We start from the raw sequence: 15,612 nt of genomic DNA, 5'->3' as shown, positions 1-15,612 counted from the left end.
TCGGAAATGGTTTTCCCGGCGATGAGGGTACCGCACGGCCGCCCGCCGTACGCCCCGGAGGGCGGCGGGCGGAGGCCTGTCGTCGGGCCGGTGCACCTCGGCCTCGGCCGCGCGGTGCCGCGCCCGCCGCGCGCGGCCGAGCAGAACCGCGCCACCGGGCGCTTTCCGGCCGGCGGGGGCAAGGATGCGGCCCAGGCGCTCACCGCCCGTCGCCTCGGGGCCACCGACCAGTTCCTCGCCCCCGACGGCAACCGCATCGCCGTCGACGCCATCGACACGGCCGGCGTCGGCGATGCGTTCCCCAGCACCCTCGCCGCCCATCTCGGCGGCGGATTAGCGGTCCGCCCCGCCGCTCAGCGCTCCGCCTGAAGGCGTACACGCCTCCCGCCGCGGGCACGATGGCGGTCACGGCGCACGTCGCACGCCGCACCTCTCGCGCGGAGCCGCGTCATCCCCGGACACGGGCGACGCGCTCCCCGGACACGGGCGACGCGCTCCCCGGACGCGGGCGACGCGCCCCCTCGAACGCGAACCCACGACGTCCCCGAACTCAACCATCCGCCCCTCCCCACATCGCCATACATCGAAAGGCGCCCTTCCATGAGCAATGAGGCTCAGCAAGGTCGTAGAGGCACGACCGTCGAATCGAACGGCGTCAATCCCGTTCCCGATGCCGAACGGCGCGGGAAGCCGAGCGGCCTGTTCGCCGTGTGGTTCGCCTGGAACATCTCGATCCTCGGCATCAGTTACGGCATCTTCGTCTTCGGCCTCGGTCTGAACGTCTGGCAGACGATCGTCGCCGGGACCCTCGGCTACCTCATCTCGGCCGCCCTCGTCGGCATCCTCGCGGTCGGCGGGCCCCGCACGGGACTGCCGACCCTCGCCCAGACCCGGTTCGCGTTCGGCATGAAGGGCAACAGGATCCCCGCGTTCTTCGCCTACCTGTCCAATATGGGCTGGAAGGTGACGATCATCACCCTTGCCTCCACCACCGGTGCGAACCTGTTCGCGAAGCTGTGGCCGTCGGTGTTCGCCGACACGGACGGGTCGAGCGCCACGGCCACGATCGTGCTGTGGTTCGTGCTCGTGCTCGCCGTGACGATGACGGTCTCCGTCCTCGGCCACGAGCTCATCATGAGGGTCGAGGTCTGGATCTCGTGGGTGACCGGCATCATGACGGTCGCGTTCCTCGGATTCATGGTGCCCGAGATCGCGTGGGCGCACCTCGGTGACACCCCCGCGGGCGGACCGCTGGTGTTCATCGGCGGCATCATCATGGCGATGACCCTCGTCGGCCTCGGCTTCCTCAACTACGGCGGCGACTTCGCCCGTTACCTCCCGCGCGACACCCCGGCGAGCGGCGTGATCAGTTGGACGGTCGCCGGGCTCAGCCTGCCGGTCGTCATCCTCCTCGCCGTCGGCGCGCTTCTCGTCGGCGGGGATCCCAAGCTCGGTGCCGCCACGGCATCCGACCCGATCGGGGCGCTCACCGCGCTCCTGCCGATGTGGTTCTTCGTTCCCTTCTCCATCGTGATCGTCATCTCGCTCGTTTCGGCCGCCATCACCGGCATGTACAGCTCCGGCCTCGCGCTCATGGCCGTCGGCGTACCGCTGCGCCGCTCCGTGACCACCGCGATCAACGCGGTCATCATCGCGGCGGGCGCCTTCTACCTGCTGTTCGTCTCCACCTCGTTCCTCGCGACGTTCCAGTCGTTCCTGTCGCTCATCGCCGTGATGATGGGCACCATGGGCGGCATCCAGCTCATCGACTTCATCCGGCAGCGCCGCATGGGCTGGAACACCGACATGGCGAACCCGCGCGGCTACGGCGGCCGCGACGGGCGCTGGACGGCGATTTTGAGTCTGGTCACCGGAACCGTCGCCGGTCTCGGCCTCGTGACCAGCTCCGACCCGAACTTCGCGAAGATCACGGGGTTCCTCCTCACCGAGAAGGGCCGCACCGGCGTGTTCGGGTCGAGCGGGCTCGGCATCGTCATCGCCCTGGCGCTCGGCGCCGCGCTCTACGCGATCCTCACGTTCGGACTCCGGCTGGACCCGAAGCCCGACTACTCGCTCGTGACCGCGGGAGACGCCGCCCGCGGGGACGGCGGGCTCCAGGTTCCGGCTCCCGACATCGGCAAGAGCGCGGCCGGCCGGAACACGGCCGACGTCACCGAACGCTGACCGACCCGTGGCGGCGGGGCCCGCGCGGGTCTCGTCGCCGCCCGAGGAGCTGACACCCTTGCCCGCCTTGCCTGCTTTGTCCGCATATGAGAGCGCGCTGTACCGATTCCGGAACCCGGACCCCTGGCATGCGCCCGCCGCCTACTGGTTCTGGCACCGGCTACCCGACGAGGACACCATCCGCGCCCAGGTGCGGCAGATGCACGACGCCGGGATCCGGAGCTTCCAGGTGCAGGCTCGGTTGTCGTACCCGATCGAGGGGTACCTGGACGAGGACTACCTCGCCGCGTGCCGTACGGCCGTCGGAACGGCCGCCGAGCTCGGCATGATCGTCGGCATCTACGACGACTACAACTGGCAGACCGGTCACGCCGCGGGCCGCGCCGTGACCGGACACGACGAGCTGCGCGAACGGCATCTGTTCTGGGTGCGGATCCCCGCGGGCGCGAGCGAGGGCTCGCTCAGCGGCATCCGCTCGGCGACGGAGAACCTCGGCCCGGCCGCGATGGACTGGCACTACGAGGGCGGCGTCGTCGCCTGGGCCGACTGGCGGGTGGAGTACGCGCTCGTCGTGGAAGCCATGGAAGCCATGGAAGGGGACCAGGGAACTGCCGCCGAACGGCCCGAGCTCGTCGACCGCCTGGACGGCGCCGCCGACAGGTGCCGTGTCCACCTCGCCGAGCCCGTGCCCGACGGCACGGAGGCGATCGTGTTCGTCTCCGCCCGCTGTGCGACCTCCCGGCTCGTGAACCCCGTCGACCCGGTCGCGGTCGACCGCTTCATCGAGGCCGGCTACCAGCCCTTCGCCGACGCCCTGGGCGACTTCTTCGGCTCCACCGTCGCCTACATGTTCTTCGACCAACCGCACGCCGTGTACTACGACTGGATGGAGCGCACCGGAGACCTGCGTTCGGCGATGCCGTTCCACGAGAGCCTGGCCGTCTCGATCCGGGAGCGCTGGGGCGTGCGGACCCCCCAGGTGCTCGCCGCCGTGCTCGACGGGGACGACCCGGAGCGGCTGAGCCTCCGCGCCCAGTTCTACGAGCACTTCAGCGGCCACGCGATGGAGACCTTCCTCGGCAAGCTGCGCGCCTGGAGCCACGCCCACGGCCTGCGTCAGTCCGGTCATGAAGTGCTCGGGCACGTCGGCGGCTGGACGCTCGACACCGCGTTCGCGAACTGGGACCTGCGCGTGAACTTCGGACTCGACCACTTCGGCGTGGACGGCTATCGCGACCTCACCGCGGTGGACGCGCAGGACGCCCTGGTGCAGCTCAGCCCCGTCTTCGGCGACTCGGTCGCCCGCCACCACGGCCGCGGCGGGACGATGGTCGAGCAGTACTTCGTCACCCCGCCCGAAGGCGGGGCCCCGTGGTCCGGCCACTGGGGGCTCACGTTGCAGGAGTTGCGCACAACGGCGATCAACCACCATCTGCAGGGCATGCGGCAGATGATCTTCCACGGCTTCTACCAGACCCACGGCCACGGAGACGACCACGAGTCGCTGCGGAATCCGCGCTTCGACTTCCCCCCGGGCATCAACTTCGAGCCGTGGTTCGCCCATCACCACCCGCGGTTCGCGCTCGAGAGCGCGCGGCTGAGCGAATTCCTCGAACCGGTGTCACCCCAGAGCGACGTGGCGGTCCTGTACCCGTTGCGTACGGTGTGGACCGCGGGCCAGCTCGGCGAACAGGCGTCGGCGACGGGCGAGTGGGCCCGGGCGCTCACCGAATCCCGGGTGGGCTTCCACCTCGTGGACGAACGCGACCTCGAGGCCGCCGCGGTGGAGGAAGGCGCGGTGCGCTTCGGGGACCACCGGTACCGGGCGCTCGTGCTCCCCGCCGTGACGACGCTGCGCTCGGCCCGCTCAGTGCGCCGACTCCGCCGCCTGACCGAAGCGGGCGTACGGGTACTCGCCAGCGGCGCGACGCCCACCGTCTACCAGGAGGGCCCTCAGACCGCCGCCGAGGACTGGGCGGACCTCGCCCCCGCCGTGGAGACGTTCCCCGCGGTCCCCGAGGCGGCCGTCCTGCGCGGGCTCGCCGCACGGCGTGGACAGACCGAGCCAACGCTGCGCGTGCCCGCGGGCTCGCCGGTGCGCTGGCGCGGCGGCCCGGACACGGCCGGCGGCTTCCGCTTCGCCTGCTTCACCGAGACCGAGGGGACGGTGGAACTCCTGCTGCCCGACGGGCCCTGGCATATCGAGGAATGGGAGGCCACCGACGGCACCGTGCGCACCCTCGAAGCAACCGAGAGCCCGGCCGTGCTGCGGCTGGAGCAGAACGAGCTGCGCCTGTTGCGCGTGCACAGGGACGCGCAGCCCGCTTCCGGCCGGGCGGACACCGCGGAGGACTCCGAGGCCGCGGCCGGTCACGGCACACCGGAATGGTCGGCGCCGGAGCGACTCCGATCCGGCTGGCTGCTCGAGATCGCCCAGGACGCGTACGAGGAGGCGGGCACCCGCCGCGACATCGCCGTGACATGCGGCTGGCAGCGACAGGGCCTTCCGGCCTACGCGGGCACCGCCGACTATGTGCGCCAGATCGAAATCGACACCCTGGTCCCCCTGGAGCTGACGCTCCCGGCCGTCGCCGGAGCCGTGATCGTGTCCGTGAACGGCACGCGCGTGGGACAGCGCGCCTGTGCGCCGTACCGCATCACGATCCCCGCCCACACCCTGCGGCCCGGGAGGAACGAACTGCGCATCCGAGTCGCACCGTCGGCGGCCAACCGCTACTACGCCGGCACCGGGCTACGCGCCGAGCCCGAGCCGTGCGGACTGCTCGCCCCACCACTGCTGAGCCACGCGCTCCAGCCCCCGAGCCCCGGTGCGTCCCCGCCGTCGTCTCAGCAGGCCGATCGGTGCTCGGACTCCTGCTGCTCGACACGTTCATCCCCGAGCCCATCGCGAGCATTGGACGTCGTCGGCGACACCACCGCCGGGTTGCGGCGTCACTGAGGTGACGTCGTCGGCGGTGCCGAACCGGCCGAGCGGGACGTTGGCGGTGACCGCCTTGATGTGGGCCTGGCGCGGGCCCGGACCCTTCGCAGATCACGCTCGCTCGACCGGAGAACATGAGCTCGCTCAGCGAGAGGCGCAGGAGCTGGCCGCGCCCGTCCTTGAGGACAACGCGGCCTTCCAGCTCGGCCTCGGCGATGCGGACGATCAGGTTGCCGCGGATCTCGGTCATCCGCTTCCACTGGGCCGGATCCGCTGCGGGAGCCCCCGCGCCCTCGGTCAGCTCCAGATCATGCAGATCCGGCGTGCGAAGTTGACGTATCCGATGCGCTGGAAGGCGTTCGCCATCGGGGTGTTGCCGAGATCCGTGGCTGCCCGGATGCGGGGGACATCCCGCGCGCTGAGGATCCGGGTGCCTTCGGCAAGGATCTCGTCGATGTAGCCGTTGCCCCGGTGTTCGGGGAGTACGGCGAGGTAGCCGATGACGGGGTTGTAGTCGTTGCGGGCCGGGGTGACGAACCCCACCGGCTCGCCGTCCGGCAGTGTCGCGATCCGCCACCAGTCCTGTGGGCTCCGGAAGTGCGCGAGTTCCTCCTCATAGTGTCTGGCCGCCGCTTCGCGGGGGGACATCCGGGTCAGGTCGTCCCTGCTGTGCGCGTCCAGCGTTCCGTCCAGGACCCGAGTCATCAGGGCGAGGATTTCCTCGGTGTCGCGGACCGGCCGGAACGCCAGGCGCCCTCTCGGCTCGGGAAGTGGCGTCCCGGGACGCCACTCCAGAAGCAGCCGTTCGACGAAGTGGCGGGCGCCGGTCCGTTCCAGGGCGAGCATGTGGTCCTCGACGATGCGCCGGGTCACCCCGCCCCCGCGCCAATCGGGTGGGACGGCTCGGTGGTACTCGGGTGGACGGGCGTCGGCTGGGACCACTGCGGCCGTGGCGGCCCGCAGCAGCCGCACACCGATGTCCACGCGATCGCGATCCGCGCCGCCGTCGTCGATGTCGAAGATGTCCAATAGGAATGGTGTGTCGTCTCCGGTCCGACCCCACCATGCGACCCTGGCCAGTAGGCGCCCGCCGCGAAGGGCGACCCACATCCATTCCGGACGTCGGCGGCCGGCGGCAAGGTCGTCCGCCAGTTCCTCGTTGAGGGTGTAGGGCAGTTGGGAGAAGAGGGCGAGTTCTTCGCGCCCGGTGATCGGACGCATCGTCAGGTTGTTCTGTTTCACGGTCAAGGCACGCTCCGGTGAAGGCGCCCGTCCGCTCCGAGGTCAGATGTGGTCCGCACCCCGGGAGGACACAAGCGCGGTGATCGTGGGGATCATCGGCTTACCCCTCCTCTCGCTGTCGTGGTCCCTCACCCTCGTGGTGGGGGCTCCGCCGTAACGTCTAGCCAAGCGCCGCCCCGTCCGCAAGCCCATTTCGACCGCCCCGCGTCCGACAGTGCCCAGTGAATCCGGGTGTGTCAGCCGCACGTTCCGCTTACGGCCGGGCATCCTTCGAGCTTCTGAGAGCCCGCATCCTCACACCGCGTTCATCAGGTCGTGTGTGAGGTGGTGCAGGCGCAGTGCGTCGGCCTGGTCGAACGCCGCGCCCTTCAAAGGCAGTTGGCGCGTGGCGCGGTAGGCGGTGAAGCGTTCGCCGGGTGGTTCGTCCAGGAGACAGGCCATCGGCGCGACGGCCTTCGCGACCGAAGCGGCGAACAGGGTGAAGGACGCCTTGGTGAGGGCGCGGAGCGGTTGCGGAAGGTGGTTGGGCATGCCGGTCGACACCACGCCCGGGTTGTAGCCGACATAGCGGATCCGGGTGTCGGCGTGCAGGGCGGCAAAGGCCACGCCGAGCAGGTCGTTGGCGCGGAAGGACTGCAGCGTGGCTTTGAAGCCGCTGTAGCGGCGCGCCAGTTGCAGATCGTCCCAGTGGATCCGGCCCAAGCGGACACCGGGAGTCCCCACGTTCATGATGACCGGCTGTGGCGCGGACTCCAGCGCCTTGCGCAGGCCGTGACTGAGGACGTAGCGGCTCAGGTAGGCGAGGGCGAAACTGTGCTCGAACCCCTCGGTGGTCACGGTGCGGGATCCGAAGAGCCGGTACCGCTGGGCGCACAGGACCAGCTTGTCCACCGAGGAACAGGTGCTCTCGACCGTGGCAACCAAGTCCCTGGCCGCCGCGACCGACGTCAGATCGGCTTGCAGGAAGACCGCGCGGTCAACGGCCGAGAGGGCCGCTGCCTGGGCCAGAAGGGCCTCGCCCTTGGCGGGCGTGCTGCCCACGGCGAGCACGCGCGCTCCTCGGCGCAGATAGTGCAGTGCGAGTCCCTTTCCGAGCCCATCGGTTCCTCCGGTGATGACCACAGTCTGCATCCCTGACTCTCCCTTCCTCGGAGCCGCGCGACGATGGGCGGCGCGACGCTCCGAACCATCATCCGGATATCCCGTATCCGCTTCTATGAGGACCGACCGTAGCATGAAGCGGATATGATGTATCCGGTTATACGATCGGTCACGTCACGAGAAGGGCAGGCCATGGGCACACAGAGGGGAGGCGAGGAACCTGCTGCGGCAGGGGCGCGTCCGCTGAGGCGGGATGCCGAACTCAATCGCCAACGCATCCTCCAAGCCGGTCGCGAGGTATTCGCCGCACGCGGACTGCAGGCCACGCTCAACGATGTCGCACACCACGCCGGGCTCGGAGTCGGCACCGTCTACCGGAAATTCCCCGACAAGCAGGCGCTCGCAGAGGCCGTCTTCACCGAAGAGCTCGAGGAGATCGCCGCAATGGCGCAAAAAGCCCTGGCCGAGGACGACGGCTTCGCGGCTCTTGCCGGCTTCCTCGAGAGAGCCCTGGGGGTGGCCGCGCACAACCGTGGACTGCGCGAGTTGATGCGCCACGGCGCCGTCGAGGGCACCGGCCTCGCCCGAGCGCGGCGGGAGATCACATCGCGCTGTGAGGCTCTCGTGGCACGGGCCCGCACTCAAGGTGGGCTGCGCGACGGGGTCACCGAGACCGACATCGCACCGATCGCCGCGATGATCGACGCCGTCATGGCCTTGCCAGGTGAACGCCCCTCCGAGCTGTGGCGACGCTATCTGGCGATCATTCTCGACGGGCTCCGCGCCCAGCCGCGCCAGACACCGCTGCCCAGTCCTGACAGCGTCGGCTGACTTCGGCGTCTACGAGATCGCTGACAGAACCCTGGAACTCCCCCGTGCCCTTACGGACCACCCCCAGCCGCTGCTCATCGGGCAACGGGCACGAGTACATCTTCACCGGCGGCACAGGCTCGGTCCTGGACTTCCCGACCGTGATCGACTCCATGGACAGCGACGACGGCCCGTTCATGCGGCCGTTGGCCGACAACGAAGTGCGTACTTGGGCCCCACCGCGCGGCCCACCGAAGCTGAGTGGGAAGACGCCCTCGACTCCGAGCGGCTGCCCTATCCAGAGCGTGGTCGTGGCAATTGCACGGTGCTCTGCCACGATGGACATCCAGCGTGCTGGGTCAGGGCGTCGAGCGCCACCGACGGTGACCCTGTCCGCGAATCGCGGACATGTCCTCCCCCAGGCCGCGTCGCCCTCGGTCGGGTCGAGGATCCGTCACCGGTCTCGTCGCCTCCTGAGACAAGGGGGCTCGCGATGAGTTTCGTCTTCGGCGCCGGTCTCCATATGCGGGGGCGAGCGCGGGCTCGGCTCCTTCGCGCTTCAGCGCGAACAGCGGCAAGGAAAGGAACCGGGATCGGCATGTCCGACGACACTGAGCAGATCCGCGCCCTGATCGAGGGGTGGGCGGCGGCGGTGCACCGAGGGGACCTGAGTGTGGTCACGGCCGACCACGCCGACGACATCGTGATGTTCGACGTGCCGCCGCCCTCCAAGGGCGTGCGGGGCCTCGCCGCGTATCGGGAGGTCTGGCCGCCGTTCTTCGCCTGGCAGGCCCAGGGCGCCTGCTTCGCCATCGAGGAGCTCGAGGTCACCGCCGGTGATGATGTCGCCTTCGCCTTCGCGCTGCTGCGCTGCGGCACCGAGGAGGAACTCGCCGAGCGGCCCGAGACCCGGATGCGGCTCACGTTGGGCCTGCGCAAGGAGGAGGGACGCTGGGTGGTGGCGCACGAGCACCACTCCTTCCCCGACCTCCACGGCCCGGACGAACAGGCTCAGGCGGAGCGCGAGGTGCGTGCGGTGCACCAGCACTGGTTCGACCGCACCGCCGCGAAGGATCTGGACGGGCTGATGGCCCACATCGCTGAGGACATCGTCTCCTACGAGCACGACACGCCGCTGCAGTACATCGGCCGGGACCGGGTGCGTGAGGTGTGCCGCGCGGGCCTGGACTCGGCGCCGGGCCGGGTGACCTGGGACGTTCCCGAGTTGAAGGTCCTGATCCGCGACGACCTCGCGGTTGTCTGGGGACTGAACCACATGACCGGCGAGATGGGCGACGGCACAACCGAGAACACCTGGTCGCGGGGCACCCGGGTATTCCAGCGACGCGGCGGCGCCTGGCAAATGATCCACCAGCACGTCTCCTATCCCTACGACCCGGAAACCGGCGAGGCGAAGACCGATCTGCGCCCCTGACGCACCAGCGCCCGCCGACTGCTCGAAGACCGGCGGGCGCACCACGCAATCGCCACGCTCCAAGGTCGGAGTTATGGGCAGGTGGATCACGACTTCAAAGCGGTCGGGCAAGGTGTCATCATCACGCGCCAGGCGGTGGTGGATAGGGATGTGTGATGAGGCCGGCGTGCTTGAGGGTGCGGGTGACGGGTGCGCTTTCGACCTGAGTAAGGCCGGGGAGGGCGGCGACGGGGCCGGTGAGATACGTGTGCAGGGCGCGGTTGTCCGCACAGGTGATGGCTGCGTAGAGGTTGGTGGGGCCGGTGGTGGAGGCGGCGAAGGAGACGTCTTCGTGCTGGGCGAGGGCGCGGCCGGCTTCTTCGAGGTGGGCGGGTTTGACGGTGGCCCAGAGCATGGCCAGACGGGAACGCTCAAGAACGCGAGGGTCGTAGTCGACGTCGAAGTAGAGGACTCCCGAGTGGCGCAGTTCGGCGACGCGGCGTTGGGCGGTGGACTGTGAGCAGTCCGCGGCTTGTGCGAGTTCCTGGTTGGTCGCGCGTCCGTCGCCGTAGAGCCTGTGCAGAAGAGCGCGGTCGGTGTCGGTGAGGTGCGTGGGCTGGGGTGGTCGGCTGGGAACGGCGAGCGCGGTGATCTGTTCGGGGGTGAGGGGGCGGATCTTGTCAACGAGGTTCTGCGGGCCGCCGTAGTAGCTGTGCAGCAGGCAGTGGGCGGTCATGGAGGTGACGCGGGGAGTTTTGGGGAGGCTGCGCAGAAGGGCTGGTTCGGCGCCTTCGGGGTTGCGGGTGGTGCAGACGATTTCGGTGCCGCCGGAGGTGATGTGGGTCCAGACGGTTTCCTCGTGGCGGGCCAGGGCGCGGGCGACCCGGTCGGTGGCCTCGGGGGTGCAGCGCACGCGCAGGAACCATTCCTCATCGCCCAGTGCGTAGGGCTGGGTGCGGCCGATGATGCGCAGTGACGCTGCGGTGCGCAGATGAGCGTAGCGGCGGGTGACGGTCTGCGGGGAGACGCCGATGACCTGTCCGATCGCCCGGAACGAGGCCCGGCCGTCCACGTGCAGGGCATGGAGAATTTTACTGTCCAGAGCGCTCATCACGGTTCATATCGTCACGTCCTCCGGGCTTCGTGTCCATTTTCCCAAGATGGGGGCGCTGGCTGGGTCTGCTGGCGGGCTGCTCCCACAGTGGAGTGGTGTCGGTGCTGCTGACCGCGGGAGCCACCGCCGACCTCATGGGCCGGCGGCAGGTCCTGACGCTCCCTCCCCCATATCCATGCTTCAAGGAGTCCGCGTGACTGTCCGTCTGTACCGCAACGCTCGCATCCTCACCATGGACCCGGCCCTGGGAGACTTCGAGGACGGTGACCTTCTCCTGGACGGCGACCGCATCGCCGACGTCGGAACCGGCCTGCGGGCCCCCGAGCACGCGGAGGTCGTCAACGCGCGCGGCTGCATCATCGTCCCCGGGTTCGTCGACACCCACCGTCACATGTGGCAGGGCATTCTGCGCGGTATCGCCCCCGCCCACACGTTCCCGCAGTACATGGACAACATCCTCGGTCACTTCGGCCCCGCCATGACGCCCGGTGACCTGTACACCGGCAATCTCCTCAGCGCCCGCGCCGCCCTGACCTCGGGCATCACCACGATCCAGGACATCTCAAACATCCAGGACACGCCCGAGCACAGTGACGCGCTGGTCGCGGCGCTGAAGGAGTCCGGGATCCGGGCCGTCTTCGCCTACGGCAAGAGCTTCCCCAAGATCGTCGCCGAGGGCACCCTCCTGGGCCAGGACACCCGGCGTGTGCGCGGCGAGCTGCTCAACGACCCCGACGCCATGGTGACCATGGCGCTGGTCGCCGAGGGCGGCAGCGACGAGGACGAACTGGCCAACGCAGCCCTCGCCCGCGAGCTTGACGTGCCGATCTCCCGGCACTTCTCCTCCCGCCTGGCCGCCGCCCACCTGCACAAGATCGGCGCCATCCTCCCGGGCACCACCTTCATCCACGCCAACGGCCTGAGCGCCGAGGAACTGGCCGTCATCGCCGAAAGCGGCGGCAGCATCTCCATCTCTCCCGCCATCGAAATGGTCATGGGGCACGGCTACCCGATGATCGCCCCCGCCCTGGCCCAGCCCCAGCTGCCCGTCACCCTCAGCGTGGACGTGGAAGTCACCGTGGCCGGCGACATGTTCACCCAGCTGCGCGCCGCCTACCAGGCCGGGCGCCACGCCCACCACAGCGCGGGCACCCCCACCAGCATCACCGTGCGCGATGTACTGCGCATGGCCACCATCGACGGCGCCCGCTCCCTGGGCCTGGACGACCGCACCGGCTCACTGGCTCCCGGCAAGCAGGCCGACCTGATCGTGCTGCGGGCCGACCGTCCCGACGTCGCCCCCGTCCACGACCCCTACAGCACCGTCGTGCTGCAGATGGACCGCTCCCACATCGACACCGTCACCGCCGCCGGACGCGACCACGTCCGCGCGGGCCGCGCCGTCGATGACAGCTCTCGCCTGCTCACCTATGCCGACCGGATCGCACACCGCCTCAGGTCTTCTCATCCACATCACGGCTCCGCTGTGCCCGTAACACCGCCCCGTCGCACCTCGCCCCCGAGTACCTGAACACCCCGCCACCGGTACATGTACCCATCGAAAGCGGAATTCAGCACCCGTCCTATGACGTAACGGGCGCGCGGGACCCCTCCCGGGCACACGCGTATAGAACGGCCCCATGACCACATCGGAATCACCAGCTCACTGCCGTAGGACCAGGCTGTCCGCGGCGCGCGGCCCGGCGGAGACCGTCTGCGTCCTGGCCCTCGCCGCCGCGCTGACCGGCTGCGGCTCCGACTCGGGTGGGGACACGGGGGCGCCCGCGCCAACCGCACCCTCGCGTTCGGCCGAACCGTCCCTCGCCTCGCCAACGCCCACGAAGCCCGCCTCATCACCGTCGCCGACCGCGGTGAAGCCAATGAAGCCGTCAACCCCGGCCGAGCTGCGGGCGTGTGCAGACGGAAGCTGCACGGTCGTCGTGACGAAGGGCACCGAGATCCCGCGCGCCGACGGCCTTCGGGCGGGACCGTTCACGGTGAGCGCCGTCGGTGCCGAGGGCGTGGACCTGAGCTCGGTCGACGCGAGCGGATTCACCTCCAACCTGCTCGGACAGCGCCCCGACCAGGGCGGTCCCTCCACCGTCAACCAGCTGTCGATCACCGTTCTCGCCATCGTGGGGGACACCGCGAAGCTGCGGCTCTTCCCGGCGGAGTAGGGCGAGTGCCGTTTCGGCGGCGCCGCCGGGGAACTCCGGCGGGGCCTACAGCGCAAACCTCCCGGGAGGGGTCCCGCAGCGACTACCTGCCGGGAGCGGTTCTTTTTCACGTCGGGCAGCTGCTTCATGCTCATCGCGGTGTCCGCATGCTCCAGCAACTCGTTCTCAGGATCAGTCGGAAGCAGAAGCACCTCCGACACGGACCATCACGATGACACCGGACGAGCCTTCGGTTTCTTCCGTCGGACGAGGAAGCTCCTGGCCCGGTCGCCACCGCAGTGTGTCTCGGCCAACGCGCCTACAACCCCGACAGCGCACCGTACGCGGGCAAGGGTCCGCATCCGATGACGCACCAGCCGTCCCGGCGGACCAGCACCTTGGCGATCGTCTCCATGACCTTCTGGCGGCCGTCCTCCGGGAGGTCGGCCAGCGCCTCATCGACCCGGAACGCCAGACTCACCCTGTCGGCCCGGCATCGTAACGATGCCGGGTCTGCCGCAGTGGTGGATCAGGGAGCCATGGTTCCTCGGGGAGTTGGGTCATCGGGAGGGGTCCCGATCGGGGGGTCCATGGGTCCCCCGCCCAGGGCCGACCCAGCGGGTCCGGCTCCGGGGCGCCGCCGACTCCTACGGAGTCGGCCACGCCGTCGCCCTCGCCAACCGGGCCGTGCGCTGACGGGACGTGCGAGATCGAGGTCGCCGCGGGAGACGTCGTGACAGTGCCGGCGACGTATGGCCTCGGGCAGATCAAGGTGACGGCGATCACTGGCGAGCCCTGGTCCTGCGCCTGGCCAGGGAGAACACCTCATGGGGATACCGACGGATCCACGGCGAACTCACAGCGCTGGGAATCAAGATCGCCGCCTCCACGGTCTGGGAGTCTCAATGGCCGTTGAGTGCTGGAGTTGGGATGGTGGGGAGTCGGCTACCGTGCGACTGCGGTGCGATCGGGCGCGTTCACACCAGGAGCGAAGGGAGCCCCGTCGGGGCAGGGTGACCAAATGGGTCCCCTGCCCCGACGGAGCTCGGTCGGCCGGGCGGCGGGTTACCGGCGCCCGGCAGAGACCGGTGCCGTGTGCGGCACTCCCTTGCTCAGCCGAAGTTCACGTCGCTGCACCACATGTAGGCCTGGTCGAGGTGCGAGGCCTGCCAGATCACGAACAGGATGTGGTGTCCGGTGTAGCCGGAGGTGCTGACGTTGAACGTGTAGTCCGTCGCCGGACCGAAGCGGCCGGTCTGCGTGATGAAGTCGAGGTTGTCCCAGCCCAGGGTCTGGGTCTTGGGGTCGAAGCCCTGCTTGCTCACGTAGGCCCTGAAGTAGTCGGCACCGTGGGACGCCTGGTCGTGCACGTGGACCGAGAAGTTGTTGCCGACGGTGGTCGTCTTCCACTGCCCGGGCTTGTTCAGACTGGCGTTCCTCGAGAGGTTGTTGCTGCAGAGCGTCCCGTTGGGGGTCTGCGACTGGAACTGGCCACCGAGGCCGTCGCGGAGCGCGCTCATCCAGTTCCACATGGTGTCGGGGTTGGCCTGGAAGGCCTGCCAGCACATGGGGTCTTCGGTCTGCATGGCCGGGTTCATGTGGTCGTTACCCCACCTTTCCCAGCAGTGGTACGCGCGGGAGGCGGGGCCGACGACGGAGCCGTGAGCCTGGGCGGGGGCCGACCAGGTCAGTGCGCCGACAACCACGGCGAACAGCATGGCGAGCGCCTGGAGAGGCCGGCGAAGGGCCGACCGGGAACGCCCGGTTAACGGGCTCTGTTTGCGCATGTGGGGGGAACTCCTTCCAGTTGAAAGGCGCCATGGGAGCGCTCCCAACGTACGGCTTCTGAGTGAAATGTCAATGAAACTAACGGAGTTGATTACACGGGTGGGCGGCGATCAAGGAATCTGTCGTGAGCCGGGAGCCACGGGAGGCTTCGGCGACTTCGGTGGCACGACAGCCAGAACCCACCGATGCCGGTCTCAAGGTCGTGACCACCGGCATTCGGATGCCGCGGATGAACTCCCTCATGGAGCGCTGGATACAGAGCTGCCGCAGGGAGCTGCTGGACCGGACCTTGATCTGGAGCCAGAACCACCTTCTCCACGCCCTGCGCGAGTACGACACGCGCCGCCTCCACATCGCCGGCGTCACCGCTCATCCGACTGCGCAGTGGACGGCCCAGCAGGCCCGCAACCTTGCTCTTGAGGTGGACGTGCGCCTCGAGTCGTTGCGCTTTGTGATCCGCGACCGGGACAGCAAGTACGCCGAATCCTTCGACGCGGTCTTCGAAGCTGAGGGCATCGAAACCATCCGGACCGCCCCGCGAGCCCCGCGGATGAACGCGCACTGCGAGAGAGTCATCGGGACACTGCGGCGTGAACTCCTCGATCACGTGCTGATCTGGAACGAGGCCCACGCTCACCACGTCCTCGATGTCTACGCCCGGCACTACAACGGCCATCGCCCCCATCAGGCTCGAGGACAACGTCCGCCCCTTACCGACAGCCGGACCGCACCATTGATTGCACCGTCGGGACCGCCGTCCGGGCCGAACGCAGCGCCCGCCCGTCTCCCCGGCCCATTCCCCCTGCATGCCGACAAGACCGGCCCCGGCCCTGCCCGGCCGGGGCCCTAACCCGCAACTTTT

At 69.3% G+C, this 15,612-nt stretch carries 12 protein-coding genes and 3 pseudogenes; 10 read left to right on the top strand and 5 right to left on the bottom strand.

Annotation, left to right across the window (positions count from 1 at the left end):
• Positions 1-21 precede the first annotated feature (21 nt).
• The 3 genes from IEJ02_RS34440 (at position 22) to IEJ02_RS34430 (ending at position 5,143) form a co-directional block, all read left to right on the top strand.
• Entirely contained in the window at positions 22-369 is a 348-nt protein-coding gene (locus tag IEJ02_RS34440) for a hypothetical protein (RefSeq protein ID WP_191068423.1), read from the top strand.
• A gap of 231 nt (positions 370-600) precedes the next feature.
• Positions 601-2,184, top strand: coding sequence for a purine-cytosine permease family protein (locus IEJ02_RS34435; protein ID WP_191068422.1), 1,584 nt, complete (start codon positions 601-603; stop codon positions 2,182-2,184).
• Positions 2,185-2,260: 76 nt separating this feature from the next.
• Positions 2,261-5,143 carry a hypothetical protein gene (locus IEJ02_RS34430; protein ID WP_223864946.1) on the top strand — a complete coding sequence of 961 codons (2,883 nt, stop codon included), beginning with the start codon at positions 2,261-2,263 and terminating at the stop codon, positions 5,141-5,143.
• Positions 5,144-5,422: 279 nt separating this feature from the next.
• Here the strand turns inward: IEJ02_RS34430 and IEJ02_RS34425 are convergent, their stop codons facing one another.
• Together IEJ02_RS34425 and IEJ02_RS34420 are read right to left on the bottom strand one after the other, a co-directional pair.
• Positions 5,423-6,346 carry a GNAT family N-acetyltransferase gene (locus IEJ02_RS34425; RefSeq protein WP_191068446.1) on the bottom strand — a complete coding sequence of 308 codons (924 nt, stop codon included), beginning with the start codon at positions 6,344-6,346 and terminating at the stop codon, positions 5,423-5,425.
• Positions 6,347-6,661: 315 nt separating this feature from the next.
• Positions 6,662-7,498 (bottom strand): SDR family NAD(P)-dependent oxidoreductase, encoded by an 837-nt coding sequence (locus tag IEJ02_RS34420; RefSeq protein WP_191068421.1) that lies wholly within the window; start codon positions 7,496-7,498, stop codon positions 6,662-6,664.
• Positions 7,499-7,660: 162 nt separating this feature from the next.
• Between IEJ02_RS34420 and IEJ02_RS34415 the strand changes: the two genes are divergently transcribed.
• The 3 genes and pseudogenes from IEJ02_RS34415 (at position 7,661) to IEJ02_RS50550 (ending at position 9,713) form a co-directional block, all read left to right on the top strand.
• The gene (locus tag IEJ02_RS34415; protein ID WP_191068420.1) at positions 7,661-8,299 is read left to right on the top strand and encodes a TetR/AcrR family transcriptional regulator; all 639 of its coding nucleotides are present in this window, start codon (positions 7,661-7,663) and stop codon (positions 8,297-8,299) included.
• 577 nt (positions 8,300-8,876) lie between these two features.
• Positions 8,877-9,269, top strand: a pseudogene (locus IEJ02_RS50555) (YybH family protein); the annotation flags it as partial.
• 36 nt (positions 9,270-9,305) lie between these two features.
• Positions 9,306-9,713 carry a YybH family protein gene (locus IEJ02_RS50550; RefSeq protein WP_317985999.1) on the top strand — a complete coding sequence of 136 codons (408 nt, stop codon included), beginning with the start codon at positions 9,306-9,308 and terminating at the stop codon, positions 9,711-9,713.
• Positions 9,714-9,834: 121 nt separating this feature from the next.
• Here IEJ02_RS50550 and IEJ02_RS34405 read toward each other — a convergent pair whose 3' ends face one another.
• The gene (locus IEJ02_RS34405; RefSeq protein ID WP_191068418.1) at positions 9,835-10,803 is read right to left on the bottom strand and encodes an Lrp/AsnC family transcriptional regulator; all 969 of its coding nucleotides are present in this window, start codon (positions 10,801-10,803) and stop codon (positions 9,835-9,837) included.
• 196 nt (positions 10,804-10,999) lie between these two features.
• Between IEJ02_RS34405 and IEJ02_RS34400 the strand changes: the two genes are divergently transcribed.
• Both IEJ02_RS34400 and IEJ02_RS34395 read left to right on the top strand, forming a co-directional pair.
• Entirely contained in the window at positions 11,000-12,337 is a 1,338-nt protein-coding gene (locus tag IEJ02_RS34400; RefSeq protein ID WP_191068417.1) for an amidohydrolase family protein, read from the top strand.
• A 409-nt stretch (positions 12,338-12,746) separates the two neighbouring features.
• Positions 12,747-12,983, top strand: a complete 237-nt coding sequence (locus tag IEJ02_RS34395) for a hypothetical protein (RefSeq protein ID WP_191068416.1) — start codon at positions 12,747-12,749, stop codon at positions 12,981-12,983.
• A 298-nt stretch (positions 12,984-13,281) separates the two neighbouring features.
• On the opposite strand, the gene IEJ02_RS34390 is transcribed toward IEJ02_RS34395, so the two are convergent.
• A complete protein-coding gene (locus tag IEJ02_RS34390) occupies positions 13,282-13,443 on the bottom strand; it encodes a hypothetical protein (RefSeq protein WP_191068415.1) in 162 nt (53 codons plus the stop codon).
• 314 nt (positions 13,444-13,757) lie between these two features.
• On the opposite strand from IEJ02_RS34390, the pseudogene IEJ02_RS49225 reads away from it, so the two are divergent.
• Positions 13,758-13,862 (top strand): annotated as a pseudogene (locus IEJ02_RS49225) (integrase); the annotation flags it as partial.
• Positions 13,863-14,074: 212 nt separating this feature from the next.
• On the opposite strand, the gene IEJ02_RS34385 reads toward IEJ02_RS49225, so the two are convergent.
• Positions 14,075-14,749, bottom strand: coding sequence for a lytic polysaccharide monooxygenase (locus IEJ02_RS34385; RefSeq protein ID WP_191068414.1), 675 nt, complete (start codon positions 14,747-14,749; stop codon positions 14,075-14,077).
• A 185-nt stretch (positions 14,750-14,934) separates the two neighbouring features.
• Between IEJ02_RS34385 and IEJ02_RS49220 the strand changes: the two are divergent.
• Positions 14,935-15,600: pseudogene (locus IEJ02_RS49220) on the top strand (integrase core domain-containing protein); the annotation flags it as partial.
• Positions 15,601-15,612 lie beyond the last annotated feature (12 nt).

Source organism: Streptomyces sp. 5-10, from assembly GCF_014712245.1.
Classification (GTDB): Bacteria; Actinomycetota; Actinomycetes; order Streptomycetales; family Streptomycetaceae; genus Streptomyces; species Streptomyces violaceusniger.
The sequence above is the reverse complement of the archived record's forward strand: the minus strand, read 5'-3'. Positions and strand labels throughout refer to the sequence as shown.